Origin of the sequence: Cryobacterium soli (genome assembly GCF_003611035.1) — a bacterium.
Taxonomy (GTDB): domain Bacteria; phylum Actinomycetota; class Actinomycetes; order Actinomycetales; family Microbacteriaceae; genus Cryobacterium; species Cryobacterium soli.
This window is the reverse complement of the sequence record NZ_CP030033.1, coordinates 125,734-152,225: the sequence shown is the minus strand read 5'-3', so window position 1 is coordinate 152,225 and position 26,492 is coordinate 125,734. Positions and strand designations below refer to the sequence as shown.

Sequence of the window (26,492 nt, the reverse complement as noted above, 5' to 3'; positions counted from 1 at the left end):
TGTCGCGCGCCGCAGGGTGGATGCGGTGCATCGCTGCACTGCCTGGTGTTGAACTGTTCATCAAGCGTGGTGGCACAGCGAACGACCTCGAACGCTGGTGCGATCCCAGTCTAGCCCGCGGGGTTGGGACCGGCTTTGGACACGACGGGTTCAGGTGCAGCGCCGTCAGGTAGAGCGCCCACAGGTACAGCCAGGATCTTCCTCAGCGTCCGCAGGTTGCGGGTGGTCGTGGTGGACTTGAAACGCGCCTTGCCCGACAGAACGCTGAAGGGACTCTTGATACCTACCGCACGTCGCACCTGCCAGTAGACGACGTCCGTGCCCCGTTGCACCCTCTCGTCGTTCGGATCCAGCTCAGGTGCGGCCGCGAGCAGACCATCGATGCTGGTCGGCTCGGAGCCGAACAGCACGTAAGAATGCCAGCCATCGCGATCCTCGAATGGGTACTCCGCGACGGTGCCCGTTAGTCGGGGCCAGGCCACGAGCACCACCCAAGCCTCGTAGCCGAACCGGTCGGAGAGCGCGCGTTCCAGGCCGGATTTGACGGCGGCATCCGTCTCAGAGGTCTCAAAGACCACGTTTCCGCTGGCGAGGACCGTCGTCACTCCGGTGTGGCCGAGGCTGCGCACCGTCTCGGCGAGCTCGGCCATGCGGATGTTGATGCCGCCGACGTTGATGCCGCGCAGGAGTGCGATGTAACGGGTCATGCGCCCAGTCTGACGCAGCAAGAACGGTACGTCACGACCGGAAGCCGGCGCTCCGGACCTTCTGAAGGAAGTACTCGTGGAATCGGTGCTCCCCGGTGATCTCGGGGTGGAAGGACGTGCCGATCAGGTTGCCCTGTTCCACCGCGACGCAGCGGCCGTCGGCGACCGTGGCGAGGGCCGTGGCGTTCGGTCCGACGCTCTCCACGACGGGCGCACGGATGAACACGGCGTGCACCGGTGGGCCGCCGAGCACGGGTACATCGAGATCGGTCTCGAACGAGGCGGTCTGCGAGCCGAAGGCGTTGCGGCGCACGCTGATGTCGAGCCCGCCCAGGCTCTGCTGCCCGGAGATGCCGTCGAGGACGGTGTCGGCCAGCATGATCAGCCCGGCGCAGGTGCCGTACACGGGCAGCCCTGCGCCCACGGCCGCCCGCAGCGGTTCGGACAGGCCGAACAGGCGGGTCAGCTTGTCCATCACGCTGGACTCGCCGCCCGGGATCACCAGGCCGTCGACGACGGCCAGCTCCTCCGGGCGGCGCACGAGGAGCACCTCGCTGCCGAGCGAACTCAACATCGCGGCATGCTCGCGAAAGTCGCCCTGCAGGGCGAGTACTCCAACGGTCATGAAGCTGGTGTTACCAGCCGCGCTCGGAGAGGCGGTGCGGTGCGGGGAGGTCGGCCACGTTGATGCCGACCATCGCTTCGCCGAGGCCGCGGGAGACATCCGCGATGATCTTGGCGTCGTCGTAGAACGCGACGGCCTTGACGATCGCGTTGGCGCGCTCCTGCGGGTTGCCGGACTTGAAGATGCCCGAACCCACGAAGACGCCGTCGGCGCCGAGCTGCATCATCATGGCCGCGTCGGCCGGGGTGGCCACGCCGCCCGCGGTGAAGAGCACGACGGGCAGCTTGCCGGTCGAGGCGATCTCGGCGACCAGTTCGTACGGCGCCTGCAGCTCCTTGGCGGCCACGTACAGCTCGTCCTTGGTGAGCGAGGACAGCCGGGCGATCTCGCCCTTGATGGTGCGGATGTGCTTGGTGGCCTCCGACACGTCGCCGGTGCCGGCCTCGCCCTTGGAGCGGATCATCGCGGCGCCCTCGGTGATGCGGCGGAGCGCCTCACCCAGGTTCGTCGCACCGCAGACGAACGGAACCGTGAAGTTCCACTTGTCGATGTGGTTGACGTAGTCGGCCGGGCTGAGCACTTCGGACTCGTCGATGTAGTCGACCTCGAGGGCCTGCAGCACCTGCGCTTCGACGAAGTGGCCGATGCGGGCCTTGGCCATCACCGGGATGGAGACCTCGGCGATGATGCTGTCGATCAGGTCGGGGTCGCTCATGCGGGCGACACCACCCTGCGAGCGGATATCGGCGGGAACGCGCTCGAGCGCCATGACGGCGACGGCGCCGGCGTCCTCGGCGATGCGGGCCTGATCGGCGTTGACGACGTCCATGATGACGCCGCCCTTCAGCATCTCAGCGAGTCCGCGCTTGACGCGGCTCGAGCCGAACTGCTCAGGAGTTGTGGTGTCAGTCATAACTTCGATTCTATTCCTTGCGTGGGGTGCCGCCGTTCGGGTGCCGGCACGAGGGACACTGCTGATAAACCGACGCCCAAGCGGTGAAGGGTCAGGACTCGCCGGCGGGCCAGCCCTCCGCGACCGAGCGGCGCACGTCGCCCAGGAGCTGGGGTATCGCCTTGGTGCCGGCGATGATCGGGAAGAAGTTCGAGTCGAGCGCCCACCGCGGCACGATGTGCTGGTGCAGATGCTCCGCGATCCCGGCACCGGCGATGCGTCCCTGGTTCATCCCGAGGTTGAACCCGTCGCAGCCGCTGGTGGCCTTGAGCACCCGCATGGCCGTCTGGGTCAGGCTACCGATTTCGGCGACCTCTTCAGGCGTGGCCTCGTCATACGTCGCAACATGCCGATACGGGCATACCAGCAAGTGGCCGCTGTTGTACGGGAACAGGTTCAGCAGCACGTAGGCGTGCGTGCCGCGCGCCACGATGAGCGCCTTCTCGTCGTCCATGGACGGTGCGATGCAGAACGGGCAGTCATCGGGATGCGGCTGCTGCCCGCCCTGGATGTACACCATCCGGTGCGGCGTCCAGAGGCGCTGGAACGCATCCGGAACCGCGGCGAAGTCGCCGGAGTTCTCCACCTGGACTCCGTGGGCGGCATCCTGCGGGCTGCCGGACAGCCGGTCCCATGGAGTGTCCCGGGGGCCTGCATCAGACGTTTCCGTCATCGTCAGGCCAGTTCCGTGGCGGTGGCGCCGACCGCTGCGAGCGAGGCGTCCGCCTCGGTGAAGTCGGCATCGCCGAGAACCTGGGCACGGGTCCTGATAGACGCGATGATCCGGCGGACAGCGTCGTCGACGGGCACACCATTTTCCTGGGTCCCGTCGCGGAACCGGAAGCTGACCGCGTTGTTGGCACGATCCTCTTCACCCACGATGAGCTGGAACGGGATCCGCTGCAGGGTGGCGTTGCGGATCTTCTTCTGCATCCGGTCGCTCGAGGAGTCGAGCTCGACGCGCACCCCGGCGGTCTTGAGCGTGGCCAGGACCTCCCAGAGGTAGTCCTCGTACTGCTCGGACACAGGGATCCCGATGACCTGCACCGGCGAGAGCCAGACCGGGAACGCGCCCGCGTAGTGCTCGAGCAGGATGGCGAAGAAACGTTCGATGGATCCGAGCAGGGCACGGTGGATCATGACGGGCTGCTGACGGGAGCCGTCGGGCGCCGTGTACTCCAGTCCGAACAGCTCCGGCTGGTTGAAGTCGAGCTGAACGGTGGACAGCTGCCAGGTGCGGCCGATCGCGTCGCGGGCCTGCACCGAGATCTTCGGACCGTAGAACGCCGCTCCGCCTGGGTCGGCAACCAGTTCCAGACCCGAGTCCAGTCCCACCTGGCGCAGCGTGTCGGTTGCGGCCTCCCACTGCTCGTCGGTGCCGACGGATTTCTTGGGGTCGCGGGTGGACAGCTCCAGGTAGAAGTCGGTGAGGCCGTAGCCGCGGAGGGTCTCGAAGACGAACTCGAGCTGGCTGGCGACCTCGGCCCTGACCTGGTCCTGGGTGACATAGATGTGCGCGTCGTCCTGGGTGAGGCCCCGCACGCGGGTCAGGCCCTGCAGCGTGCCGCTCTTCTCGTAGCGGTAGACGGTGCCGAATTCCGCCAGGCGCAACGGGAGCTCGCGGTAGCTTCGGCCCCGGGCCTTGAAGATCAGGTTGTGCATCGGGCAGTTCATGGGCTTGAGGTAGTAGTCCTGGCCCTGACGGGTGACGTTGCCCTCGGCGTCGACCTCTTCGTCGAGGTGCATGGGCGGGAACATGCCGTCGCGGTACCAGTTGAGGTGCTGGCTGGTCTCGAAGAGGTGCCCCTTGGTGATGTGCGGGGTGTTGACGAGGTCGTAACCGTTGGCGAGCAGGCGCTCACGCATGTAGTTCTCGATCTCGGCGCGGATGATGCCGCCCTTGGGGTGGAAGACAGCGAGCCCGGAGCCGATTTCCTCGGGGAACGAGAACAGGTCCAGCTCCTGGCCCAGCTTGCGGTGGTCACGCTTGGCAGCCTCGGCCAGGCGGGCCTGGTACGCGCGCAGTTCGTCCTTGGTGGGCCACGCGGTGCCGTAGATGCGCTGCAGCTGCGGGTTCTTCTCCGAGCCGCGCCAGTAGGCGGCGGCCAGCCGGGTGAGCGAATAGCCGTTGCCGATCATGCGGGTGTTCGGCAGGTGCGGGCCGCGGCAGAGGTCTTTCCAGACTGTTTCGCCGGTCTTCGGGTCGACGTTGTCGTAGATGGTCAGCTCGGCGCCGCCCACCTCGACGGACTCGTTGTCTCCGGTCTCGGTGGTCGAGCTTGTTGAGACCCCCTTGAGACCGATCAGCTCGAGCTTGTACGGCTCAGCGGCGAGCTCTGCGCGGGCCTCGTCGTCGGTGACGACACGGCGCACGAAGCGCTGGCCCTGGCGGATGATGCGGTCCATGGCCTTCTCGAGGGACTTGATGTCCTCGGGGGTGAATGGCTCGGCCACGTCGAAGTCGTAGTAGAAGCCGTCGGTGACGGGCGGGCCGATGCCCAGGCGCGCCGCCGGGTTGACGGTCTGCACGGCCTGGGCGAGGACGTGAGCGGCGGAGTGGCGCAGGATGCTCAGGCCGTCGGGAGAATCGATGGTGACCGGGGTGACGTCATCCGTCGCGGTCACCTGTGCGGCGAGGTCCGTGAGGACACCGTTGACGCGCATGGCGACAACGGATCGGTCGGTGAATAGCTCGAAACCGTCAACCACGTGTATAGCTCCCTTGAATTACGAATCATTCAACTTTAGCGGGCGGGAGTGCGCGCGGTGACGGAGCGTGCGAGGCATACCCGCGCGCCCGCCCGGGGGAACCAGATTTGCGAGGGGGACGTGCGACCAGGCGGGTTCGCGGTGATCAGGGCAGGTAGGGCGGTTGGAGGTTCAGGGCCGTGCAGAAGGCGTCCGGGTCGTTCGAATTCGGGTCGGTGGCGGCAGCGGGGAAGACTGCGAGCACGCCATCCGGGCGCAGGCAGGCCAGCAAGGGCGGCACGGCGAAGGCCGGACGGGTGTCGGCGCCGGCACTGCCTTCGTCCACTGCGCCGTCGTCCAGTGCGCCGTCGCTCCGGGCCTCCTGGAGCGGGCGTCCGCCGCCGAAGAAGTCGATCGCCCAGACGGCAGCGCAGTTCGACAACGCCGCATCCGCCGGATCGGGTTCTCGTGAGACAGGGGTGACGGTGCCGTCAGGTGCGATCTGATCGCTGGGGGTCCCGACCTGGGTGAAGGCGGAGTCCGTACTCGCCGCGGAATAGCAGTATGCCGAGGTGGCGCGGAGTTCGGGCGTGGCCAGTGTGACCCAGGCGGTGGCTCCCCCGCCCGCGAGGAGCACGACCGCCGAGGCCAGCGCGACGGCACGATGCCGGTTCATCTGGTGGGTCTGCTGGGCATCGATGGTCTGGAGGAGCCGTTCCTCGATTCGAGCAAAGTCGTGGTCGGTAGGCGTGAGCAGGTTACTGGGCAGCATGGTGCGGTTCTCCTTTCAACAGGGTGAGTTCAGCGCGTAGACGCACTTTGAGTCGGGAAAGTCGGTTGCGGAGGGTGGCGTGGGTGATCCCCAGACGGTGGGCGGCCTGCCCGTAACTGAGGTCGTCCAGCAGGCACAGCTCGAGGATCCGGCGGTCTACCTCCGGTAGCGCAGCCATGATCTCCTGGATGTGCCGTCGAGCCTCGTCCGCTATTGCCGCACTCTCCGGTGAGGGCGCGGGATCGGCCAGCTCGGCACGGTCGTCGAGGCTGTCCCGTGGCCGGCGTATCTCCGCGCGGCGCCGGTTCAGTGCGACGTACCTGGCGGTCGTGACTAGCCAGGGCAACACCGATTCCCCCACAAGGTCCACACCGAGTCGTTTGTTCCACAGGGTCAGGAACGCGTCCTGGAGGGCCTCCTCGGAGTCTGGCCGAGAACGCAGCACCGAGAATGCTGCCCAATAGACGGCGCGCTGGTGGCGCCGGAACAACTCCTGGAACGCGCGACGGTCGCCGTGTTGCACGCGCGCGAACAGAATGACGTCGGACCTGGAGCTCGATGTCCCGGGCGCAGGCAGGTCAGAGTGGGGCGACGGTTCTGAGTCCGCGACGGTACCGGCCTGCTCACTCACCTGGTCCCCCACCTGATCCCCCTCCTTCTCGCCACACTTCTCGTCACGCCGATCCCCCGCGTGTGCCGCTACACCGCGGCCCCTTAACCGGTAGTGTCCGCGGCCCGCCCCATCGTCTCAGCGTCGCGAGTGTGCACCATGATCGTCCCACCCCAGTTCGGGTCGATCCGCCCGAAATGTCTTGACGGCGTCTGCCGGCGACGTGTTGAGTGAGCGCGTCGTCGCCCGCCGAGGGCGCCTTGAAGGCAAGGAGCACCTGATGGACAATCACACTGCGACCCGTTTCGGGCCGTTCGGGCACGTCACCGGGGCACGCGGCGGCGACTCGCCCCGGAGCGCCGGCCGGCGAGCACAAGCAGGCCTGGCGGTCGTGGCACTCGCCTTGGCGGTCGCCTACGCGGGCGCCGCGAGCCCGGCCAGCGCTGCGAGCCTGCCGAACGCGGACTACTCCTGCTGGGCCGACCTCGGCACCGGCGCCAGCCTATGTGTGGACCGGGGCGTCGATCTCGTCGCCGCCGTGGCCCGCGAACGCGGAGTGCTCTTGAAGGCACCCGACGGTGCCATTCCCGGGTCGCTGCCGGAATCGGCGCGACAGGCCAGCGCCGGCGCGGGCACCGGCGGCACGGCGCTCGTCGCGTCCACCGTGATCTCGGTGATCTACGACAACAGCGGGTACGGAGGCGGCTCGTATGCCTTGTCGATCTCGAGCGGGTGCGGGTGGGGTTTCACGAGCCTCGGTTCACTCGGCTGGAATGACCGTGCGTCGTCCTACCGCAGTTACAACGGGTGCACCACGGCGCTCTTCGCCAACGAGAACTACACCGGCTCCTCCACGGGGTACGCCACCAACGCGAGCGGGCTGGGCGGAATGAACGATCAGGCGAGTTCCTGGAGCGTGCATTGAGCACCTCGACCTACTGATCGCCTCGGTGTGGCGTGCGCAGCTCCCACCGCGCGGGACTTCTGCGACCGCACACAACTCCTGGGATCGCACAAACCGTGCAGGCCGTTAAACACGAAACCCCCGCTGCGAGCGGGGGTGTGAGTGTGGGCGATACTGGGATCGAACCAGTGACCTCTTCCGTGTCAGGGAAGCGCGCTACCGCTGCGCCAATCGCCCAGGCCCGCTAAGAAATCTCGCGGTCTGGAGGTGGATACGGGATTCGAACCCGTGTAGACGGCTTTGCAGGCCGTTGCCTCGCCTCTCGGCCAATCCACCGTGTTCGGTCAAACGTGTACACCAAAGAAAATCGGCCTTTCGGCCGATCAACTTCGAGCGGATGACGAGATTCGAACTCGCGACCCTCACCTTGGCAAGGTGATGCGCTACCACTGCGCCACATCCGCAACTGCGCGCATTTCTGCGTGCTTGGAAGACTCTACCCGATCTTGGAGAGCCCGTGTGCACATGACGCGTCGTAGGGCTTCCGGAGGGGGCCAAAACAGCCGTTCTGCCCCGTGATTACGGGGGAAAAACAAAAAACCCCCGGGTTTACCGGGGGTTTTCTTTTCATTATGAGACTCTGTGTGGGCGATACTGGGATCGAACCAGTGACCTCTTCCGTGTCAGGGAAGCGCGCTACCGCTGCGCCAATCGCCCAGATCCTGCAAGCACTCGACATCAGTACTTCTCAGGCTGGAGGTGGATACGGGATTCGAACCCGTGTATACGGCTTTGCAGGCCGCTGCCTCGCCTCTCGGCCAATCCACCGTGCTTGTAAAACCGTGCCTGCAGCACCCGATCATGCGTGGGTTACTACCAAAGAGAGTCGGCCTTTCGGCCGACTCAATTCGAGCGGATGACGAGATTCGAACTCGCGACCCTCACCTTGGCAAGGTGATGCGCTACCACTGCGCCACATCCGCAACTGCTCGCATTCCTGCGTGCTTTGAAGACTCTAGCCGATAGTGCGACGCGAATTCAAACCGAGCGAATGCCGCGTGTCGCGGCCTCTCGATGTGCGCTGGGCACCCGGTCTGGTCTAGTATCAGATGTCGCAGTCGAGAGGGTTTCGAATGTGGTTCGGGCGATTGGCGCAGTTGGTAGCGCGCTTCCTTCACACGGAAGAGGTCGTGGGTTCGAGTCCCGCATCGCCCACAGAATTCCCCGCTCCCGGCGGGGTTTTTTTGTGCCCAAGCCGCCCTGTGTCCATGATGGCTCTGGACGGCCACCGCCCCGGAGCGGCTGTCTACCGGATCGGCGAGGATGCGAAGAGCACTCGGTCGGTGGAAACCAGGTCGTCGAGCGAGAGAACCCGCGTCAGGTCGTGGCCAGCGGCCAGCGCGGTGCGCACCTGTACGTCGCCTTGGGGTGCCAGTCGGCCCTCCATGAACCCGCCCAGCGCCCGGACGGCGCAGGCCGTCAGCACGCCCTCGGGTGTTCCCCCGATACCCATCACGATGTCGATGTCACTGCCGGGCGTTGCCGCGGTGACCGCCGTAGACACGTCCCCCTCCCCCGCGAGCCGGACGCAGGCGCCCACCATCCGCAGCTCGGCGATCAGCGCTCGATGCCGCGGCTTGTCGAGGACGGCCACGGTGATGTCGTGCACCGGCTTTCCCAGGGCTGCTGCCAAGCGCACGACGTTGTCTGCCGGGCTCGCTCTCAGGTCCAACACTCCGCGCGCCGCCGCCGAGGAGATCAGTTTGTCCATATAGAAGACATCAGTGGGGTCGAAGAGGGTGCCACGCGGGGCCAGGGCGATCACGCTCACCGACCCGGGCAGGCCCTCCTGCACCAACCGGGTGCCGTCGAGCGGGTCGACGGCGATGTCGCAAGCCGGTCCCCGGCCGGATCCGAGTTCTTCGCCATTGGCCAGCATCGGAGCTTCGTCTTTTTCGCCCTCGCCGATCACGACGACTCCGGCGAAGGGGGCCGGGAGGAGAACCTCACGCATCGCTGCGACGGCTGCCGCATCGGCCGCGTTCTTGTCCCCACGTCCGAACCAGGCCCCGGCTGCGTGCGCCGCCGCCTCCGTCGCCGCCCGCACGGCGAAGACGAGTTCGTCGGAGTAGTGGTCGGCGCCGAGCACGGTGCTCGCCCTGGTGTCGCCTGCTGCTGCTGCTGCTGGGGTGTTCATCTGAAGCGGTGTCCCGTCTCGGTGGGATCCGGCGACGGGCGCGCTGCCGGGTTCGGGGTCGACCCGTCGCCGGGCGCACCCGGTCGATGCTACTCGCCGATCCCCGGAGACGCCGTGTTCCGGAGACGCTCTGTTCAGGCGACTGCCTCCGGCCTGACGGCGGCCGTTAGTCTCGACGGATGATCAGAGAACACGCTGTGCTTCCCGTACTGGCCGGCCGCGAGGCGGAATTCCTGCTGGCATTCCGCACAGCACGGCCACTCATCGAGTCGATGCCCGGATTCCGGGCGCTCAGCCTGTCGAGGTCTGTGGAGTGCCCGACGTCTTTCCTGCTCCTCGTGGATTGGGACCGGCTGGAGGACCACACCGAAGGCTTCCGTGGGTCCCCCGAGTACACCCGTTGGAAGGCGCTCCTGCACCCGTTCTACGAGCCGTTCCCCGAGGTGCGGCACTTCGTGGAGATCGGCTGACCAGACACCACTCCACCTCCACAACTGGTCACGCAGCCGGCTCCAACGCCTCGACGCTCGCGTCAACTTGCCGGATCGGCAATTCCGTTTGTCATCTGCTCGCCAGCATCCCAACATGGTCCTATGACCAGACCTGAACGCGCACAAGCCTCCCCCGACACCTCCCCCCACGCCGCCAATCCTGCCCTGCCAGACCCGGCGGCGGCCGGTTCAGAGCACACGAAGGTCTACGACGTCGTGATCGTCGGCGGGGGCGCTGCTGGCCTCAGCGCCGCTGTGGTGCTGGTCCGCGCCCGCCGCTCTGTGCTCGTCATCGATGCCGGTGAACCACGCAACGCACCCGCTCAGGGCGTGCACGGCTTCCTCACCCGGGACGGGCTCAGCCCTGCTGAGTTGGTGCGCCTCGGTCGCGCCGAGGCGCAGTCCTATGGTGCGCGGTTCCTCAGCGGTCGGGCCGCTGAAGCCCGGCGCACCGACGCCGGCCTGGAGGTCGTGCTCGAGGACGGCACCCGGGCGACCGGGCGCCGCCTCCTGGTCGCAACCGGGCTCATCGATGCCCTGCCCGAGGTGCCCGGCCTGCACGAACGTTGGGGCATCGATGTGCTGCACTGCCCCTACTGCCACGGCTGGGAGGTCCGGGATCAGGCCATCGGCATCCTGGGCACCAGCCCCAGGTCCGTACACCAGGCGCTCCTGTTCCGCCAGTGGAGCGACAACGTCACCCTGTTCCTCCACACCGAGATGCTCGACGCCGCCGGGGACCTCTCCACCGATCATGGGCCGACGGAAGCCGAGTGGGAGCAGCTTGCGGCTCGCGGAATCGGGGTGGCGATCGGACCGGTGGACGCCCTGGAGGTGACCGATGACGCCCTGACCGGGGTCCGTTTGGCCAGTGGGCACTCGATACCGATTCAGGCCCTCGTCGTTGCTACGGGCCTCAACGCCCGTGCCGGGTTCCTCGACGGTCTGGGGGTGCAGGCCACGGCGCATCCGCTCGGCGTCGGCACCCACCTCGACTCGGACGAGACCGGACGGGTGCGCAGCGGCGGCCGCGTGGTGCCCGGTCTCTGGACGGCGGGAAACGCCACCAACCCCATGGCACAGGTGATGGTCGCCGCCGCCGCGGGAATCTCCGTGGCCGCTGCCATCAATGCGCACCTAATCGGTGAAGAGATAGAGACCGCCGTGGCGGCCTATCGGCATCCGTTCTCGGTTGCTGCCGAAGCCGACAACGCGCGGAGGCTGCTCGGCGACCGCCGCCACGGACTCCCGATCGACGTGCCGGATGATTCAGGCGCGACGTCAAAGTCAGGCACCACACGTGAAACAGTCGCGACAGAAGAGATGGGACTCACCCGATGAGCGAAGAATTCGGCCAGGAGTACTGGGACACGCGCTACGGCAGCACGGACGGGGTCTGGAGCGGCCTGGCCAACCCGGTGCTGATGACCGAGACTCTGGCCCTGCCGGCCGGACGAGCGCTGGATGTCGGCTGCGGCGAGGGTGCGGATGCCATCTGGCTGGCCTCCAGGGGGTGGCAGGTCACGGGCGTGGACTTCTCCGGTGTCGCCCTGGCGCGAGCCGCGGAGCGCGCCAGGCAGACCAGCGACGATCCGGCATCCGCACACAACTCGGCCACCGGAGGCACGATCGCCGACCGCTTGATGTGGGACCAGCACGACCTCACCGAGTGGGCGCCCCCGGCCGCTTCCTTCGATCTGGTGACCGCGCAATACATGCACCTGCCCTCCTCGGCGCGCACGGGCCTGTTCGCTCGGCTCGCCGACGCCGTGGCGCCCGGCGGGACGTTGCTGATCGTCGGCCATGACGTGTCCGAGGTGCACACCACGGTGCACCGGATGCCCGACCCCGACCTGTTCTTCACCGCGCCGGAGCTCGCCGCCACTCTGGACACGCGTCGGTGGCGGATCGAGATCGCCGAAACGCGGCCACGAGTGACCCAGGACCCGGTCGGCACGGCGGTCACCGTCGCCGACGCCGTGCTCAAGGCCTCGCGCCGGTGAGCTGCGCTTCACGCAGCTGTCGGAACAGTCCGGCTAGCCGCGGGTGCCGAACCAGGTGGTGACACCCGGCGAATAGAGCACGGAGTCCGGCGGCCGGCTGCCGGCCAGTCCCGGGAAGCCTGCCGTGGCCAGCAGCGAGTCGTCCAGCGAGACGAGCTCAGCCGTGAAGAGCGTCCAGGGTTCGTGGTGGTTGCGGAGGTGTACGGTGCGGCCGCGCACGCGGGTGAACAAGGCCCAGCGGGCCGTGAGGAAGTCGGCGACGGGATCGCCCACCACGGGTGTCGTGGTGGGCCGGATCACGATGTCGCTGTGCGCGCCTGCCGCGAAGTGGCGGGTCGACGAATAGTGGAAGTCTCCCGCCGTGACCTGTAGCCGGGTGCGTGACCACATGTAGGGAATCGAGAACAGCGCACGCGCCGCTAACACCGCCGCAAGCCTGGACGCCTCGAGGGAGACGAAGACGACGCCACGTCGGCCCTTCTCATCCACGGCGTACAGTCTCACGTTGACCTCGACGAAGTTGCCGAAGTACGGCACGGGCGGGCTGCCGAACACCGTGGCCCGGTCGAGCACGAACGGGATCAAACCCACCCAGCTCGAGCCGCCGAACTCATCGGGCCGGAGCCCGGCAGGGAGGAGCGGCGCGACCACCGCGGCATCCACCCGCCAGTGCAGGAAGGCGAGGTGGGACCACCGCTGGCTGGCCGTCGCCCGGCCGGCCAGAGGGGGCGCCACGGCGGAGACCGGCCAGGCCTCGCCCATACCGGCTGCGCTCATCCCCGTACCGTTCATCCCCGTACCGTTCACGGTGTCAGGTTAGACGGCATCCGCGGCGACAGGGGCGTCGGGCACGCCCGAAGCCTCGTCCGCGGACAGGAAGCCCTCGGTCGCGCGCGTCCGGGCCAGAGCCGTCCCTGCTGCGGTTCCGCCGATGAGGCCGCCGAGCAGGTCCTTGATGCCGACGCCCATGGTGGAGGCCAGCACGGCGTCCACCTCGGAGAAGCCCGAGGCGACGTTCTTGCTGAGCTGGCTCGCGCCGTCGGTCGAGATGACCGTGAGCTGGTCGATGTTGCCCATCGGTGCCGCGAGCTCGTGGGCGATCTTCGGCAGCATCTCCACCAGACGCAGCTGGATGAGCGCCTCGGACTGCTCGGCGACGGCCTGAGCGCTCAAGCGGGTGGCCTCCGCCTCGGCCGAGCCACGGGCCAGGATGGCGTCGGCGTTGGCCTGGCCCTCTGCGCGGATGGCCTCGGCGGACGCAACCCGGCTGTCCCGGTCTGCGTTGGCGGCGGACACCCGGGCTTCGGCGGCCGCGTTGGCGGACACCCGCACGCGGTACGCGTCGGCGTCGGCCACGGCGTTGACCTCGGAGTCGAGCTCGGCCTTGCGCAGGCTGGCGCGGCGCTTGGCGGTCAGTTCCTGTTCCTGCACGATGGCCTGCTGGGCCTTGGCCTCCGCGAGTGGCTTCGACGCCGCGGCCTCTGCGGCCGCCTTGTCGGTGTCGAGCTGCAGGGCGGCCTTGCGCAGTGCCAGAGTGTTCTGGGCTTCGGCCACGGCCTGTTCGGCGATGATCGACGCCTCCTGGGCTTCCCGGTTGGCCTGGTGTTCGGCGACCTCGGCCTGGCGGCGCACCTTGGCCTGCTCAGCGCGTCCGAGGTCCCGGATGTAGTCGTTCTCGTCGGTGATGCCCTTGATCTCGAAGGAGTCGACGTCCACACCCTGGTTGGCCAGGGATTCGCGCGCCGTGGCCAGGACGGACGAACCCAGTTCATCGCGCTTCTGGATGATGGTCATGACGTCGGTGGCGCCGATCGACGACCGCAACGATCCGCTGAGGACCTCCTGCGCGAAGTTGTCGATGTTCTTGTCCTGGCCGAGGAACCGTTGGGCGGCGGCGCGGATGGCGGTCGGGTCGTCCCCGACCTTGACGATGGCGACGGCCTCGACCGTGAGGGTGATCCCATTGCGGTCCTGCGCCACGGCGGTGATCTCGATGGCGCGGCTGCGCAGGCTGATCTTGAATGCCTTCTGGAAAAACGGGGTGATGAACACCCCCTGGCCGTGCACGACACGCTGGCCGGACTCCTCGAGGGTGGCGCCGTCGACGATGGTCTTCTTGGACTTCTTCCCCGTGATGACGAGGGCCTCGTCAGGGCCGGCGTTCTTGTAGATTGTGCGGGCGTAGACCAGCACGACCACTCCGACCACCAGGACCAGGAGGACGATTCCGACGATGGGGAGGCTGAGGAGATCGAATAACATGGGCTTCCTTCCGGTCCGCGCGAAGCGAACGTCTCGGCGCGCGAGGCAGAAGGGCCCCCGAACCTCCCAGTAGGCTAGCGTCCCGGCACTCCCGCGTGGGCTGTTCGACGGATTTCTTTCCGGATCAGGCCAGGAGTTTCGCCTTCGCCGCCGTGAACTCGTCGTCGCTGAGTACACCTGCATTGTGAAGCTGCGACAACTGGTTCAGTTGGGCGAGCATGCCCGAATCATTGGCTGCCGGAGCCTGCTGGGCCTGGTACTGCTGTTGGGCCGCATACTGCGCCTCTTGCGCCTGCGCATCTGCCTGGGCCTGGGCGTCCTGGGCCCTGGCTTGTTGCCTGCGGGACACAGTGCCGCTGACGGCGGTGGCCGTACCGGCGACCACGGCAGTGCGGGCGGCCATTCCGATCAGGCCGGGGCGGCCCATCCGACGTGGGGACATTTTCGACTCCTCAGAGTGTGGGTGTGGGTGTGGGTGGACCGTGTGCCGGTTCGCGGGTCAGCGCGCGGCCTCGAGAACGGCGTTCACCGCGGCGGCGGGGATGCGTTCCTGGTGCAGCACAGCACCCCCCGACGCGGCAAGGACCGACGCGAAATGCCGGGCCCAGGTGAGTTCTACAACGAGCACGGCGGCCGACGTGCCCGGCGCGAGCTCAGCAGCGAGCTCCTCCACATCGTCGATGCCGGCCAGGCCCAGTTCGCCGAGATCGAGGTCCGGTAGCTGCGCCTTGTCCGGCAGGTCCTCCATCTCGACGATCTGTAGCTCGCCCGCAGCGGTTCGGTTGACGAAGATCAGATCGAGCAGGGTGATGGTGCGTTCCTCGATCAAGTCGAGAAGCGCCTGCCGCAGTGCCGGCCCCGGGCGGTCCCCGTCGAACGAGATGAGGAGGAGCTCCACCGGTCCGTATGTGTATTCCTCCATGGCAGATCCCTTCGCGTGTCGTGTGGCTGCAGTGTCGCCGCGGGTGCACCGAGTGGAGTCACCCGATCCGGGTGAATCTAGCTCAGAGCAGGCCCCGCTCCTGGGCGATCGCCACGGCATCCGCCCGGTTCGCCGCCTCGAGCTTCTGGTAGATGTTGCGCAGATGGGTCTTGACGGTGTTCGGGCTCACGTTGCGTTTGCGGGCGATATCGGCCACCGACTGGTGCACCGGCAACTCCCTCAGCACCTCACGCTCACGCTGCGTGAGGTGCGGGCCGCTGCGGCCGACCTCTGAGGCGGGTCCGACACCGCCCGGCCGCGTTCGGGCGGCGCATCGCAGGATGTGGCGCGCAAACTCATCGAGATCGCCGAGCCGGCCCAACCGGCTCCGGATGAGCGCGGTGCCCTGACCGCCCATGGCGAGGAACGCCCGCTCGGTGCCGAACTGACTGGCCAGACGCAGAGCCTTGAGCACGCGCGCATCCGACTCGACATGCCGGCCCGATACCTCCGCGACCTGGGCGAGAGCGATCCAGGCGCTCACGATGGTCGAGCCGCGCCAGGCCGTTCGTTCGTCGATTGCGGCCTCGCGCAAGCGCTCTTCGGCCGGATGCCCGGACCGTGAGGGCGGCACCACCAGGAAGCGGAGCAGGAGAGCTTCGAGGGAATCTTCACCCAGCACCGATTCGGCCAGCCGCACCACAGCGTGGGTTTCCGCACGGCCGTCGAGGGCGCTGCTCACCTCGAGGAGGGACACACAGCACAGGCTCAGCGCGCGGGGATGATCGCCACCGATTTCGCGCATCAGCAGCATCAGGGCATCCATGGTGCGACGCGAATGAGGGTCGCTGTCGAAACCGTTCAGCAGCACCAGGACCTGAGCCGGCACGCTGACGCCGGCATCGTAGGCGAGCTGCGGATGCCCGCTCAACTTCTCCAGGACGTCGAGGTCGAGCGATTGGCAGCGTTCGTACCGCCGGATCATCGTGTAGAGAACGGCCCGGCTACCGGCCTGGTCGACAGACCCGGGCAGCGCTGGCGCGTCCGCCATCTGGCTCTCCAGCATCGCCACCTGGAGCCACCTGCCGGCATGGGCCGCCGCCGTGGCCGCCAGGTCGCTCGCCACGAGGAAGAGCCAGCCGTAGCCGGCCATCCGGGCTGCTTCGGCGACGTCCCGCAGGATGTCCTCCGCCGGCCCAGGGAGGCCGAGTCTGTCGAGGCAGCGCCCCTCAGCCATTCCGGTGAGGAGATCTATCGCGAGATCGAGCCGTGCCGCTTCCCCCACCCGATGGCCCTGCAGGGCGTGTAACCGTCTCGCCACCTCGGCCGGTTCGGTCGCCAGCAGGGCCTGCAGGATCTCGATCACGGCGGGCCACAACTCCGGGCGATGCGGCGGGCTGAGCCCGGACCAGCCGGACGTGTCGCCGGCGGCAGCGAGGAGCTGGTGCGCCCGCCGCCGGGCGGCGAAGGCCGGCGCGTCCAACAGCACGCGCAGTGCCAATGCCGCCGTCCACGGGACCGGGGTGTCGAGGCGCCGGAGTGCCCGCCCCACCAGCTCGGTGTCGCCGGCCAGAACGAGCGCCAGGCCGAACCGGTCGAGCGTCTCCCCCACGAGGGTGGCGTCGCGTGCCTGCAACGCCTGGTCCAGCGCGCCCACACCGTCGGATCTGGCGGAGTACCACTGGCAGGCCACGATGTGCCGAGCGTTGGCGGCATCGGCGTCGTGCCCGCGGGCCGCCGACCGCAGGTAGCTCAACAGGATGGGGTGGAAGCCGTAGGCCTCTCCGGCCCCGCCGCCCCAGCCGGCACCTCCCGCACCGGCGCCCAAGCCGGTGACGGGTGAATCGGCCGAGCCCGCACCGCTCCCCCGTGCACCGCTCCTGGCCGCACCGCTTCTGTGCGAGACGTCCGGCACCCTCACGACCAGCCCCGTGTTCCGGGCCACCCGCGCCAGAACATCGCCGGCATCGCTCCGGGCGGTCACCAAGACCGCCAGCTCAAGGGGAACCTGGGCCGAGAGGGCCGAGCGCATCAGAACCTCTCGTTCGTCGTCGTCGACTCCGCACAGCACTTCGGTCGCCACGTAGTCTGCGATGGCGGGAGTGGCCCCATCGACGTCCGTCAGGATGAAGCCGGGATCACCATCCGTGGCGGGACCGTCCCCGGCAGTACCGCCCCCGGCAGGACCGCCCCCGATCGCGCCCGTGTCGTCGCGGTCCTGTCCCTGTCCGGCCAGGGCGAAGGCGAGTGCCGTCGCCCATCCCCCGGTGTTGCGCCACAGGACGGTCGCGTCCTCCGTCGACACCCGCAGATGCCGTCGCGCGGCCAATTCGATGGTCTCCTCGAGGGTGAAGGCGAGCATATTCTCCGGGCAGTCGAGCAGCACTCCGGCGGCCAGGAGTGGTGCCGTACCCGTGCCGAGGCGGCTGCGGCCCGCCACGATGACACGGAGCTCCGGGGGCGCCAGCGAGATCATCGGCCACCATCCGTCCGGAAGCGCCTGTCCGCTCTCGGCTGGCCCCCGAGGCCGGTCGACATCATCGATGAACACGTAGCGCAGAGCCGTGTCCGGCCGAGCGGTGCCGTGAGCCGCCTCGTTGAGCGCCTGGTCGGCCCGGGTGGCCGCACACAGAGTCCACACGGAATCCGGGTCAGGATCTGCGACGAGATCCGTTCCGGTCAACCAGCGCACCTCGGCGCCTTCGGCGGTCAGCCGGCGCGCCCAGCCGGCGAGCAGGGTGGTCTTGCCCGACCCTGCGGCGTCCCAGAGCTGGAGAACGCGGGCATCCGCGCCCTGAAGCCGGACCATCAGCTCGTCCAGACGCGGCCTGTGCAGGTACCACTCCGGCTCTGAGGCGAGCCCCGGAGGTCCCCACGGCTCACGGGGTAACGGAGTGGGTGCGGGATCCATCGGGAAGTGCCCTCGATTTGCGTCCTGGATGTAGGTGGTGCCCGAGTCTCGATCCTGGGGGCGCCGGCTGCGGCGCTGCGGATGTGCGGGAAGTGCGTGGAACTCACCGGCACCGTCAAGGTCCCGGATTCCCGGGACCTTGACGGAGCTTCTCGCGGTGTTCGGGTCACCGCCAGTGAGGTGATGATGCCGCGGCCCGTGCCCACGGTCAAGGGGCGCAACCCGGGGGTCGTTTCCCTTCGTCCTCCCCGGGGCAACGACGAAGGGCGGTGAGAAGGCGTCGGGTGCGTGACGCACCCGTACACTTCCTCACCGCCCCGGAGGCGTGAGCCTGACGGCCTGGTCGGCCGCAGTCAGGTTAGACGCGGTCCAGCGCGTAACCCTCTTCACCGTGTACGACGGTGTCGATGCCCGCTACTTCGTCTTCGTTCTTGATGCGGAAGCCCAGGGTCTTCTCGATGGCGAGGCCCAGCACGTACGCGATGACGAACGAATAAATCAACACGGCGAAGGCTGCGATGGCCTGCACGGCGAGCTGGCCCAGGTCCCCACCGACGAAGAGGCCGGTGCCGATGGCGAAGAAGCCGAGGTACAGGGTGCCGATGATGCCACCGACCAGGTGGATGCCCACAACGTCGAGGGAGTCGTCGAAGCCGAACTTGAACTTCATCTCGATGGCCATGGCGCACACGGCACCGGCGACGACACCGAGCAGCAGGGCCCAGCCGGGTTCGAGGTTGGCGCAGGCGGGGGTGATCGCCACGAGACCGGCGACGGCACCGGATGCGGCGCCGACCGAGGTGGCCTTGCCGTCCTTGATCTTCTCCACGATCATCCAGCCGAGGATGGCCGCAGCGGTAGCACCGAGGGTGTTGACCACGATGAGGCCGACGTTGGCGAGGCCGTTGAGCCATTCGGCGCCGGCGTTGAACCCGAACCAGCCGAACCAGAGGATGGCTGCGCCGAGCAGGACCAGCGGCACGTTGTGCGGCTTGGTGATGCCCTTCTGGAAGCCGATTCGCTTACCCAGGACGAGTGCGAGAGCCAGCGCAGCAGCACCGGCGTTGATGTGCACAGCGGTACCACCGGCGTAGTCGATGACTCCCGGCAGGCCGAGGGTCTCGCCGAGGCTCATGATCCAGCCACCGCCCCAGACCCAGGCGGCGACGGGGAAGTAGACCAGGGTGGCCCAGATACCAGCGAAGATCATCCAGGAGCCGAACTTGGCGCGGTCAGCGACGGCACCGGAGATCAGCGCGACGGTGATGATCGCGAAGGTGGCGCCGTAGGTGGCGCCGAGGAGATCGGTGCTGCCGGTCTCGCCGGTGGCGAGGGCTCCGAGACCGAAGTCCGAGAAGGGGTTACCCGCGAACTGCGTGGGCCCGTCCACGGCGCTCATGTTGTATCCGTAGAGGATCCACAGAACGCTGATGAGCCCGAGGGCTCCGAAGCTCATCATCATCATGCTGACGACGCTCTTGGCCTTGACCAGTCCGCCGTAGAAGAACGCGACTCCCGGAGTCATGAACAGCACAAGTGCGGTTGCCGTCAACCCCCATGCAATGCTTCCCGTATCCATAGATTGTCCTCACACCTCTCGAGTTAGCTGGGTGTACCGCGAAGCCTCATGACGAGCGTGCTGGGTGCTGTATCGGTCCCGGGTACGCCACTCAGTCTCCGACCAGGACGTTTCAAGAGCCGCACCGTCGTGTTTCAGGCAGGTTACGCAACCGCCCGCAACGTTAAGAACGTGTTTCCAGCGGCCGCGAACCTCCCTGCAGAACGGGCGCGGGCGTGACGCCCCGCCGCTCCGCTTGCGCTCAGCGACCCGCGGACAGTCGGCCCGTGGACGGCCGGCCCGTGGACAGTCGGCGTGCGGTCAGTCGGCGTGCGGTGGCAACTCTCCGGTGGTCAGCGCCACCATGCGCGATTGCGACCGCTGATACTTCTTGCGATATCCGCCCTGCAGCATCTCGGCGTCGAACACGTCGTGCAGGGGAACACCGCTGGCGATGACCGGGATCTCGGCGTCGTAGACGCGGTCGATGAAGGCGACAAGACGCAGGGCATCCGTCTGGTCGGTCAGCAGGTAGACGTTTCGCAGCGCGATCACGTCGAGTTCGGCGATCATCTTGATGTACTTCGACGGATGCACGGTGCTGAGGTGTCTCATCAGGGTGCCGAAATCATCGACGGACACCCGGTTGCCGCGAGCGGCCAGAGCCGCGCTCATCCGATCGAGTTCCTCCGGAAGCACGGTCTGCGCGTGCCCCGATGCGTCGCGACGGCGGTAGTCGAGCCCGTCGATGCGCACGGTTTCGAAGTTGGCCGACATCGCCTGAATCTCGCGCAGGAAGTCCGCGGCCGCGAAACGGCCCTCCCCCAACGAGTTCGGCGGCGTGTTCGAGGTGGCCGCAACGCGGGTCCCCGAGGCGATGAGCTCGCCGAGCAACCGTGTCATCAGCATGGTGTCGCCCGGGTCGTCGAGTTCGAACTCGTCGATGCAGATGAGCTTGGCTCCGGTGAGTTGCGCGACGGTGTCGGCGTAGCCCAACGCGCCGACCAGCGCGGTGTACTCGATGAAGGTTCCGAAGTACTTGGGGCCAGGGGCTCCGTGCCAGAGCGCCGCAAGAAGGTGGGTCTTCCCGACGCCGAAGCCGCCGTCGAGGTAGACGCCCGGAAGCTCGGCCTTGGTGCGGCGGGAGCGTGAGAAGAACCCGCCCGGCCGTGCCCGCCAGGCGGCGAAGGAGTTCAACCGTTCGACGGCGGCGAGTTGGGAGGGGTAGTCGAGGTCCGGGCGGTAGGACTCGAAGGAGGCGTGCTCGAACTGCGGGGGCGGCACCAGCTCGGCGACGATCTCTGCGCCCGTGATCGACGGCGACCTGTCGATCAACCGAACGGGGCTCTTCGGGGTCTGGTCGACCATGTCTGGCATCCGGTTCCTGTCTGTGCAACCGGCATCCTGGCGGAATAACGGTGGGGTTTTCGTCCTTGCAAACCTTGGGGACATACGCCTCGCGAGGTAATCTTCGGCGCCGGACCCGGCGCGAGCCGGGTGACGCCGGTAGATTCGGGTCGCGGGATGTCCACCAGCCTAAATGCACTCATGCAGGGGTCGCGCCGCCACCGGCGCGGCGCGGAGCACCAGCCGGCCGTTACCCGTCCACCAGGAGGAAACCATGACCGTCCCGACCGATCCAACCCCCGCGTTCGCCGCCTACGCGCATCCGGAACGTCTGGTTTCGACCGAGTGGCTGCAGGCCCACCTCGGCACCCCCGGCCTGGTCGTCGTGGAGTCCGACGAGGATGTGATCCTCTACGAGAGCGGCCACATCCCCGGTGCGGTCAAGATCGACTGGCACACCGACCTCAACGACCCCGTCGAACGCGACTACATCGACGGTGCGGCCTTCGCCGCGCTGGTCGGCCGGAAGGGCATCAGCCGCGACAGCACCGTGGTGATCTACGGCGACAAGAGCAACTGGTGGGCCGCCTACGCGCTGTGGGTGTTCACCCTCTTCGGCCACGAGGACGTTCGCCTGCTCGACGGCGGGCGACAGAAATGGCTCGCCGAAGACCGAGAGGTGACGACCGCCCGGGAGTCCGCCGTGTCCGTGGAATACCCAGTGGTGGAGCGGGTCGACGCCCCGATCCGCGCCTTCAAGGAGGACGTGCTGGCACACTTCGGGAACCCGTTGGTCGACGTGCGTTCGCCGGAGGAATACAGCGGTGCACGCACCACTGCTCCCGCCTACCCCGAGGAGGGGTCCCTGCGGGCCGGCCACATCCCCTCAGCGGTCTCGGTGCCCTGGGCCAGGGCTGCGGCGGACGATGCCACGTTCAAGCCGCGCGGTGAACTCGATGCCATCTACCGCGACGAAGCCGGCCTCACCGGTGAGGAGCCCGTCATCGCGTATTGCCGCATCGGAGAGCGGTCCAGTCACACCTGGTTCGTGCTCACCCATCTGCTCGGCCTCGAGGATGTGCGGAACTACGACGGCTCCTGGACAGAATGGGGCAGTGCCGTGCGGGTTCCCATCGTGCAGGGCAGTGACCCCGGCCCCGTGCCCGAGGCTCGATGATCTCCCGGCCAGTTGCCCCGCCTGGCGTGGCAGAATTGGTGCAATGACTCCCACCGACCTTCCCGAGCCGCTGGCCGACATCCGCGAGGACTTCCTGGCACTCGAACAGAGCGACCGGCTGCTCCTCCTGCTCGAATTCTCCAATTCGCTTCCGGAACTTCCCGAACGGTACCGCGACCACCCCGATCTGTTCGAACGGGTAGTGGAGTGCCAGTCACCCGTCTACATCTTCGTGGAAGTGGACGAGGCCGGCGCGGTGCACCTGTACGCCACAGCGCCGGCCGAGTCGCCCACAACGCGCGGATTCGCGTCGATCCTGGCCCAGGGCCTCGACGGCCTCAGCGTCGACGAGGTCCTGGCCGTCCCCGAGGACTACCCGCAGTCGATCGGCCTCACCCAGGCGGTGTCGCCGCTGCGGCTGCGCGGCATGACGGCCATGCTCGGGCGCACCAAACGGCAGCTGCGGGAGCGTGTGGCCGCGAGAGCCTGATCGGGGCCGCCTCGTCAGGGCCGCCCGGTGGGGCTGCCTGGTCGGGGAGTGGCCCGCCCCGGTCAGCCCTCGTGGGCGGCCTCGACAGCAGGATGTTCCGCCCCGAGGCGGGTCAACCACCCCAGGATGGCCGTGTTCCAGGCCGAGGGGTCGTAGTTCCAGAGCTTGGTGTGCCTGGCGACCGAGAACGGCACCAGCGTCACGATGTCCGGCCGCCTCGTCGCGAGGGACCGCGACGGGGCTGACGGCACGTACCCGTCGTCATCGCTGTGCAGAATGAGGATCGGGAGATTGAGGTCCGCAGCGCGGGAGACGAAGTCCAGTCGCGGGAAATCGATCGGGAAGTGCAGACCGGTCACGGCGCGGCCCCACCGCCGGCCCATCACGACGAGTGCCCCCCTGACCACGACCTGCGGCAGGTGCAGCAGTCGAGCCTGGTACGCCACGACATCCGCCCAGTCGATCACCGGAGAATCAAGCACGATCCCGGTGAGCCGGCCGTCGTGGGCTGCTCGGGTGGCCGCCTGCAGAACGATCGCGCCTCCCATCGACCAGCCCATCAGCACGATCTGAGTGGCCCCCTTGTCGGCGGCGAAGGCGATCGCCGCCTCGACATCGCGCCATTCCGTGTCGCCCAGGCCGAAACGTCCGTCGGCACTGGCGGGCGCGTCCCCGTCGTTGCGGTAGGACACGAGCAGCGCCGTGTACCCGGCCGCGTGGAAGACCGGCACTGCCCGCAGGGTCTCCTGCCGCCGCACACCACGCCCGTGCACCTGGATCACCCATCGCCCGGACGGTTCCGCGGCGGGGATGAGCCAGGCCGGGGCGTCGCCGCGGTCGGTGGCCACGGAAACATTCGTGAAGTCCAGCCCGAGGTCCCAGGGGCCCAGAAAGGAATAGCCGCCGAGGCGTCCGGACCGGACGGTGGCAAGGTCGCCGAAGTCCACGCCCAGAATGCGCCGAGTCACGGTGGTGGGCGTCCGGGACACGATGCCGCCGAGCCTTGCGTGGCCCGATTCGGCCGCGAACCAGAAGCTGTAGTCGCCCGGCAACACAGCGTCTGCCGTGGCCTGCAGCGTGATGGTGCCCGCCGCCAGGTCGACGTCGAACACCCGGGTGTCGTCGGCGCGTGAGGAGGACGGCGTCACTACGCGCCGGGCCATCACACCGGCCAGCACCGCAACGGCGAGGCTGCCGGCCGCTGTGACAGCCACGGCTCCCCCGGCGACCACGAGACCGGCGGAGGCGAGCCCGCGTGTCGGACGTCGCCCAGATTCCCCGCGTCCTGTCCCGCCGTTCCCCGTCGTGCCCGTCCCTGCGATGCTGCGGCTCGGTCGGGAGTGTCCCAGCTGGCGTCCCGTCATGCCTGACCTCCGGTTGTTCGGCGTGCCTCGCACCAGCGCACGGAAAAAACTCTAGTCTGCAGACGTGCCCGATTCAGAGGATCAGCCCCAGCGCCCTGCGCAATTTGCCGCGGCGCTCGACGCTATCCGTCACGCCACCCCGCGGGCCGAGTTGATCGTCACCGAGATTTCAGCGCCGGGAAACCTTGCGCCCTACTCCGTCGCACTCTCCGCCGACGTGACTCCGGTTCGCCACGGGAGCGATTCCGACTTCGGCACCGGTCGGTTCATCCTGCTCTACGACCCCGACGAACCCGAGAGCTGGGGAGGCCCCTTCCGGGTGGTCTGTTTCGCCCAGGCTCCCCTGGAGACCGACATCGGAGTCGATCCGTTCCTCGCCGAGGTGGCATGGGCCTGGCTCGTCGACGCCCTCGACGCCCGCGGCGCACGCTACACCGCCGCATCCGGAACGGCCACCAAGATCCTCTCCTCCGGCTTCGGCGAGCTGGCGCACCAGGGCGACGGCGCCCAGATCGAGCTCCGCGCATCGTGGAGTCCACTGGACAACGACCTCGGTGCGCACGTCGAGGGCTGGGGAGAACTGCTCTGCATGCTCGCCGGCCTGCCGCCGACCGGCGACCTGCCCACGCTGCACCGCCGGAGCCACCCGTCGGGGTCGAATCCGGGCAGCACGTATGACGGCGGCACGAACAACGGCGGCACGAGTCACGGCAGCACAAATCGAAGCAGTACCCACCAGGGCAGCGAGCACCATCCCGGCGCGCACGAAGCCGGCTCGCACCGCTCGGGAACGCACCAGGCCGGAACGCCTCACGACGTGACGGAACCACGCGACGCCCGTCACGACGAGGCATACGGCACCGGCGGAATAAGCGTCGGCCCCCTGGATTCGATCGGTCCGTCCAGCGCCTCGATGCGGCGAAGCGGCCCTGGACTCCCTACGCTGGGAGTGACCGCCACCGGGCTCGATTCCGGAGGCATGGAAACGGTCGGTGTCGATACCGCCGGCCCAGATCCGCTCGGCACTCTTCGTGTCGGCAGGGAGACCGTGGGAATGAACGCCGTGGGACTGAACGCCGTTGGAAGCAACGCCGTGGGAATGAGCACTGTGGGAATCAGCGCTGTGGGAATCAACGCCGTGGGAATCAACGCCGTGAAACCAGACGCCGCTGGCATGAAGGCCGCTGGGCCGAGCTCCGTGGGACTGAGCGCCGCCGGACACCCCGCCGCCCCCACTCTGGCGGTCGCCGATCTCTCGGCCCGCCGTGCCGCCCGTGGGTGACCACAGCGTCATCGATACCCGCGCGGCCTACCTCGCGGCGATCGATGAGCTGCTGGCCGGCACCGGACCGATCGGCATCGATGCCGAGCGCGCCTCAGGGTTCACCTACTCGCAACGTGCCTACCTCATCCAGATCTATCGCCGGGGCGCGGGCACCTTCCTCTTCGATCCCCCACCCATCGGCGACTTCAGCGAGCTCAATGACGCCCTGGCCGACGAGGAGTGGATCCTGCACGCCGCCAGCCAGGACCTGGCCTGCCTCCGTGAGGTCGGGTTGGACCCGGCCCGCATCTTCGACACCGAACTCGCGGCGCGGCTGCTCGGTCTGCCCCGCGTGGGACTGGGAACCGTCGTCGAAGAGCTCCTGGGCATCCACCTGGCCAAGGAGCACTCCGCCGCCAACTGGTCGACCCGCCCGCTGCCGGAGAGCTGGCTGGTGTACGCGGCCCTCGACGTTGAGCTGCTGCCTGACCTGCGTGAGCGGATGGCCGAATTGCTCGTCGAGTCGGACAAGACCGCCATCGCCGACGAAGAGTTCGCCGCGGTGCTGGCCCGCGAGGCCAAGCCGGCGCGTGCCGAACCGTGGCGCCGGTTGTCCGGGCTGCACGCCGTCCGGGGCCAGCGCAACCTAGCCGTCGCCCGCGAGCTGTGGGTGGCCCGGGACGCCCTCGCTCAGGAACTCGACGTGTCACCGGGCAGGCTGGTTCCCGATGCGTCCCTGGTGGCCGCGGCGCGCATCCTGCCGGTCTCGCGGAACGCGCTGGCCGAGCTCCGCGAATTCAACGGCCGCGCCAGCCGCACGGAACTCGACCGCTGGTGGAAGGCTATTCAGGCCGGCCTGGCCAGCGGCGACCTGCCGTCGGCCAAACCGAACGGCGACGCCCTGCCGCCGCCGCGTGCCTGGGCCGATCGTAACCCAGACGCCGATCTCCGGCTCAAGGCGGCCAGGGCCGCGCTCCTGGCCGTGTCCGAGGAGCGGATGGTTCCGCTCGAGAATCTGCTCACCCCGGAACACCTGCGTCGCGTCGCCTGGCAGCCGCCGGAACCCGCCGATGCGGCGACCGTGGGCGAGACTCTCGCGCTGCTCGGCGCACGGGCCTGGCAGATTGAGGCCACCGCACAACTAATCGCTGATGCCTTTGTGGAAGTCCACCAAACGAGCGCCGTGCCCTCCGACGTGGATTCGTAGGAACAGTCAAAGGATTCACACCGGTTAATCCCTCACCCTAG

General features: G+C 68.1%; 23 protein-coding genes, 7 tRNA genes and 1 pseudogene. 9 read left to right on the top strand and 22 right to left on the bottom strand.

Going from position 1 to position 26,492, the window contains the following annotated elements:
• Positions 1-110: 110 nt before the first annotated feature.
• The 7 genes from DOE79_RS00775 to DOE79_RS00745 form a co-directional block, all read right to left on the bottom strand.
• Complete coding sequence (locus DOE79_RS00775; protein WP_120336876.1) at positions 111-707, bottom strand: DUF1697 domain-containing protein; 597 nt, start codon at positions 705-707, stop codon at positions 111-113.
• 31 nt (positions 708-738) lie between these two features.
• Positions 739-1,332, bottom strand: a complete 594-nt coding sequence (pdxT, locus tag DOE79_RS00770; protein ID WP_120336875.1) for a pyridoxal 5'-phosphate synthase glutaminase subunit PdxT — start codon at positions 1,330-1,332, stop codon at positions 739-741.
• A 10-nt stretch (positions 1,333-1,342) separates the two neighbouring features.
• On the bottom strand, positions 1,343-2,245 hold the full coding sequence (gene pdxS, locus DOE79_RS00765) for a pyridoxal 5'-phosphate synthase lyase subunit PdxS (RefSeq protein WP_120336874.1): 903 nt from the start codon (positions 2,243-2,245) through the stop codon (positions 1,343-1,345).
• A gap of 91 nt (positions 2,246-2,336) precedes the next feature.
• Positions 2,337-2,957: an HIT family protein gene (locus DOE79_RS00760; RefSeq protein WP_120336873.1), complete on the bottom strand. Its 621-nt coding sequence runs from the start codon at positions 2,955-2,957 to the stop codon at positions 2,337-2,339.
• 2 nt (positions 2,958-2,959) lie between these two features.
• Positions 2,960-4,993 (bottom strand): threonine--tRNA ligase, encoded by a 2,034-nt coding sequence (gene thrS, locus DOE79_RS00755; RefSeq protein ID WP_120336872.1) that lies wholly within the window; start codon positions 4,991-4,993, stop codon positions 2,960-2,962.
• Between the two features lie 145 nt (positions 4,994-5,138).
• Positions 5,139-5,744 (bottom strand): hypothetical protein, encoded by a 606-nt coding sequence (locus DOE79_RS00750; protein ID WP_120336871.1) that lies wholly within the window; start codon positions 5,742-5,744, stop codon positions 5,139-5,141.
• Positions 5,731-6,375, bottom strand: coding sequence for an RNA polymerase sigma factor (locus DOE79_RS00745; protein ID WP_220094270.1), 645 nt, complete (start codon positions 6,373-6,375; stop codon positions 5,731-5,733). The genes DOE79_RS00750 and DOE79_RS00745 overlap by 14 nt, the downstream gene beginning before the upstream one ends.
• Positions 6,376-6,634: 259 nt before the next feature.
• Here DOE79_RS00745 and DOE79_RS00740 point away from each other — a divergent pair, with 259 nt between their 5' ends.
• A complete protein-coding gene (locus DOE79_RS00740) occupies positions 6,635-7,279 on the top strand; it encodes a hypothetical protein (protein WP_120336870.1) in 645 nt (214 codons plus the stop codon).
• Between the two features lie 144 nt (positions 7,280-7,423).
• Here DOE79_RS00740 and DOE79_RS00735 read toward each other — a convergent pair.
• From DOE79_RS00735 to DOE79_RS00710, 6 genes are all read right to left on the bottom strand, one after another.
• Positions 7,424-7,495, bottom strand: a tRNA-Val gene (locus DOE79_RS00735).
• 25 nt (positions 7,496-7,520) lie between these two features.
• Positions 7,521-7,594, bottom strand: a tRNA-Cys gene (locus DOE79_RS00730).
• A gap of 56 nt (positions 7,595-7,650) precedes the next feature.
• A tRNA-Gly gene (locus tag DOE79_RS00725) sits at positions 7,651-7,722 on the bottom strand.
• Positions 7,723-7,903: 181 nt separating this feature from the next.
• Positions 7,904-7,975, bottom strand: a tRNA-Val gene (locus DOE79_RS00720).
• Between the two features lie 37 nt (positions 7,976-8,012).
• Positions 8,013-8,086 (bottom strand) — tRNA-Cys (locus DOE79_RS00715).
• Positions 8,087-8,169: 83 nt separating this feature from the next.
• Positions 8,170-8,241 (bottom strand) — tRNA-Gly (locus DOE79_RS00710).
• A 159-nt stretch (positions 8,242-8,400) separates the two neighbouring features.
• Between DOE79_RS00710 and DOE79_RS00705 the strand changes: the two genes are divergently transcribed.
• Positions 8,401-8,473 (top strand) — tRNA-Val (locus DOE79_RS00705).
• 91 nt (positions 8,474-8,564) lie between these two features.
• Here the strand turns inward: DOE79_RS00705 and glpX are convergent.
• Positions 8,565-9,455 (bottom strand): class II fructose-bisphosphatase, encoded by an 891-nt coding sequence (gene glpX, locus DOE79_RS00700; RefSeq protein WP_120336869.1) that lies wholly within the window; start codon positions 9,453-9,455, stop codon positions 8,565-8,567.
• 179 nt (positions 9,456-9,634) lie between these two features.
• Between glpX and DOE79_RS00695 the strand changes: the two genes are divergently transcribed.
• The 3 genes from DOE79_RS00695 to DOE79_RS00685 all read left to right on the top strand — a co-directional run bounded on the left by DOE79_RS00695 (position 9,635) and on the right by DOE79_RS00685 (position 11,949).
• Positions 9,635-9,925, top strand: coding sequence for an antibiotic biosynthesis monooxygenase family protein (locus DOE79_RS00695; RefSeq protein WP_120336868.1), 291 nt, complete (start codon positions 9,635-9,637; stop codon positions 9,923-9,925).
• Between the two features lie 123 nt (positions 9,926-10,048).
• Positions 10,049-11,287, top strand: a complete 1,239-nt coding sequence (locus DOE79_RS00690) for an NAD(P)/FAD-dependent oxidoreductase (protein WP_120336867.1) — start codon at positions 10,049-10,051, stop codon at positions 11,285-11,287.
• A complete protein-coding gene (locus DOE79_RS00685) occupies positions 11,284-11,949 on the top strand; it encodes a class I SAM-dependent methyltransferase (protein ID WP_120336866.1) in 666 nt (221 codons plus the stop codon). Before DOE79_RS00690 ends, DOE79_RS00685 begins: the two co-directional genes overlap by 4 nt.
• A 33-nt stretch (positions 11,950-11,982) precedes the next feature.
• On the opposite strand, the gene DOE79_RS00680 is transcribed toward DOE79_RS00685, so the two are convergent.
• The 7 genes from DOE79_RS00680 to zapE all read right to left on the bottom strand — a co-directional run bounded on the left by DOE79_RS00680 (position 11,983) and on the right by zapE (position 20,970).
• The gene (locus tag DOE79_RS00680) at positions 11,983-12,726 is read right to left on the bottom strand and encodes a YqjF family protein (protein ID WP_245977052.1); all 744 of its coding nucleotides are present in this window, start codon (positions 12,724-12,726) and stop codon (positions 11,983-11,985) included.
• A 39-nt stretch (positions 12,727-12,765) separates the two neighbouring features.
• Entirely contained in the window at positions 12,766-14,211 is a 1,446-nt protein-coding gene (locus tag DOE79_RS00675; RefSeq protein WP_162942559.1) for a flotillin family protein, read from the bottom strand.
• Positions 14,212-14,335: 124 nt separating this feature from the next.
• Complete coding sequence (locus DOE79_RS00670) at positions 14,336-14,653, bottom strand: SHOCT domain-containing protein (protein ID WP_245977051.1); 318 nt, start codon at positions 14,651-14,653, stop codon at positions 14,336-14,338.
• 57 nt (positions 14,654-14,710) lie between these two features.
• The gene (locus DOE79_RS00665) at positions 14,711-15,133 is read right to left on the bottom strand and encodes a DUF6325 family protein (RefSeq protein WP_120336862.1); all 423 of its coding nucleotides are present in this window, start codon (positions 15,131-15,133) and stop codon (positions 14,711-14,713) included.
• Between the two features lie 82 nt (positions 15,134-15,215).
• Positions 15,216-17,942, bottom strand: coding sequence for a helix-turn-helix transcriptional regulator (locus tag DOE79_RS00660; protein WP_120336861.1), 2,727 nt, complete (start codon positions 17,940-17,942; stop codon positions 15,216-15,218).
• A 460-nt stretch (positions 17,943-18,402) separates the two neighbouring features.
• Positions 18,403-19,623 (bottom strand): ammonium transporter, encoded by a 1,221-nt coding sequence (locus tag DOE79_RS00655; RefSeq protein WP_066595753.1) that lies wholly within the window; start codon positions 19,621-19,623, stop codon positions 18,403-18,405.
• 300 nt (positions 19,624-19,923) lie between these two features.
• A complete protein-coding gene (zapE, locus tag DOE79_RS00650) occupies positions 19,924-20,970 on the bottom strand; it encodes a cell division protein ZapE (protein ID WP_120336860.1) in 1,047 nt (348 codons plus the stop codon).
• A gap of 253 nt (positions 20,971-21,223) precedes the next feature.
• On the opposite strand from zapE, the gene DOE79_RS00645 reads away from it, so the two are divergent.
• Together DOE79_RS00645 and DOE79_RS00640 are read left to right on the top strand one after the other, a co-directional pair.
• Positions 21,224-22,126, top strand: a complete 903-nt coding sequence (locus DOE79_RS00645) for a sulfurtransferase (protein ID WP_120336859.1) — start codon at positions 21,224-21,226, stop codon at positions 22,124-22,126.
• Between the two features lie 43 nt (positions 22,127-22,169).
• On the top strand, positions 22,170-22,616 hold the full coding sequence (locus DOE79_RS00640) for a SufE family protein (protein ID WP_120336858.1): 447 nt from the start codon (positions 22,170-22,172) through the stop codon (positions 22,614-22,616).
• 62 nt (positions 22,617-22,678) lie between these two features.
• Here DOE79_RS00640 and DOE79_RS00635 read toward each other — a convergent pair whose 3' ends face one another.
• Positions 22,679-23,830, bottom strand: coding sequence for an alpha/beta hydrolase family protein (locus DOE79_RS00635; protein WP_245977050.1), 1,152 nt, complete (start codon positions 23,828-23,830; stop codon positions 22,679-22,681).
• Between the two features lie 214 nt (positions 23,831-24,044).
• On the opposite strand from DOE79_RS00635, the pseudogene DOE79_RS00630 reads away from it, so the two are divergent.
• Together DOE79_RS00630 and DOE79_RS00625 are read left to right on the top strand one after the other, a co-directional pair.
• Positions 24,045-24,599: pseudogene (locus DOE79_RS00630) on the top strand (DUF3000 domain-containing protein); the annotation flags it as partial.
• Between the two features lie 655 nt (positions 24,600-25,254).
• Entirely contained in the window at positions 25,255-26,451 is a 1,197-nt protein-coding gene (locus DOE79_RS00625) for an HRDC domain-containing protein (protein WP_120340072.1), read from the top strand.
• The last annotated feature ends 41 nt before the right edge of the window (positions 26,452-26,492 follow it).

Bases quoted from the DNA above. Each gene is read 5' to 3' on its own strand.
- DOE79_RS00675 (WP_162942559.1), bottom strand. From the start codon at position 14,211: ATGTTATTCGATCTCCTCAGCCTCCCCATCGTCGGAATCGTCCTCCTG.
- DOE79_RS00665 (WP_120336862.1), bottom strand. From the start codon at position 15,133: ATGGAGGAATACACATACGGACCGGTGGAGCTCCTCCTCATCTCGTTC.
- DOE79_RS00760 (WP_120336873.1), bottom strand. From the start codon at position 2,957: ATGACGGAAACGTCTGATGCAGGCCCCCGGGACACTCCATGGGACCGG.
- glpX (WP_120336869.1), bottom strand. From the start codon at position 9,455: ATGAACACCCCAGCAGCAGCAGCAGCAGGCGACACCAGGGCGAGCACC.
- pdxT (WP_120336875.1), bottom strand. From the start codon at position 1,332: ATGACCGTTGGAGTACTCGCCCTGCAGGGCGACTTTCGCGAGCATGCC.
- DOE79_RS00645 (WP_120336859.1), top strand. From the start codon at position 21,224: ATGACCGTCCCGACCGATCCAACCCCCGCGTTCGCCGCCTACGCGCAT.
- DOE79_RS00690 (WP_120336867.1), top strand. From the start codon at position 10,049: ATGACCAGACCTGAACGCGCACAAGCCTCCCCCGACACCTCCCCCCAC.
- DOE79_RS00655 (WP_066595753.1), bottom strand. From the start codon at position 19,623: ATGGATACGGGAAGCATTGCATGGGGGTTGACGGCAACCGCACTTGTG.
- DOE79_RS00775 (WP_120336876.1), bottom strand. From the start codon at position 707: ATGACCCGTTACATCGCACTCCTGCGCGGCATCAACGTCGGCGGCATC.
- pdxS (WP_120336874.1), bottom strand. From the start codon at position 2,245: ATGACTGACACCACAACTCCTGAGCAGTTCGGCTCGAGCCGCGTCAAG.
- DOE79_RS00740 (WP_120336870.1), top strand. From the start codon at position 6,635: ATGGACAATCACACTGCGACCCGTTTCGGGCCGTTCGGGCACGTCACC.
- zapE (WP_120336860.1), bottom strand. From the start codon at position 20,970: ATGGTCGACCAGACCCCGAAGAGCCCCGTTCGGTTGATCGACAGGTCG.
- DOE79_RS00670 (WP_245977051.1), bottom strand. From the start codon at position 14,653: ATGTCCCCACGTCGGATGGGCCGCCCCGGCCTGATCGGAATGGCCGCC.
- DOE79_RS00640 (WP_120336858.1), top strand. From the start codon at position 22,170: ATGACTCCCACCGACCTTCCCGAGCCGCTGGCCGACATCCGCGAGGAC.
- DOE79_RS00750 (WP_120336871.1), bottom strand. From the start codon at position 5,744: ATGCTGCCCAGTAACCTGCTCACGCCTACCGACCACGACTTTGCTCGA.
- DOE79_RS00685 (WP_120336866.1), top strand. From the start codon at position 11,284: ATGAGCGAAGAATTCGGCCAGGAGTACTGGGACACGCGCTACGGCAGC.
- DOE79_RS00695 (WP_120336868.1), top strand. From the start codon at position 9,635: ATGATCAGAGAACACGCTGTGCTTCCCGTACTGGCCGGCCGCGAGGCG.
- DOE79_RS00680 (WP_245977052.1), bottom strand. From the start codon at position 12,726: ATGAGCGCAGCCGGTATGGGCGAGGCCTGGCCGGTCTCCGCCGTGGCG.
- DOE79_RS00660 (WP_120336861.1), bottom strand. From the start codon at position 17,942: ATGGTCCGGCTTCAGGGCGCGGATGCCCGCGTTCTCCAGCTCTGGGAC.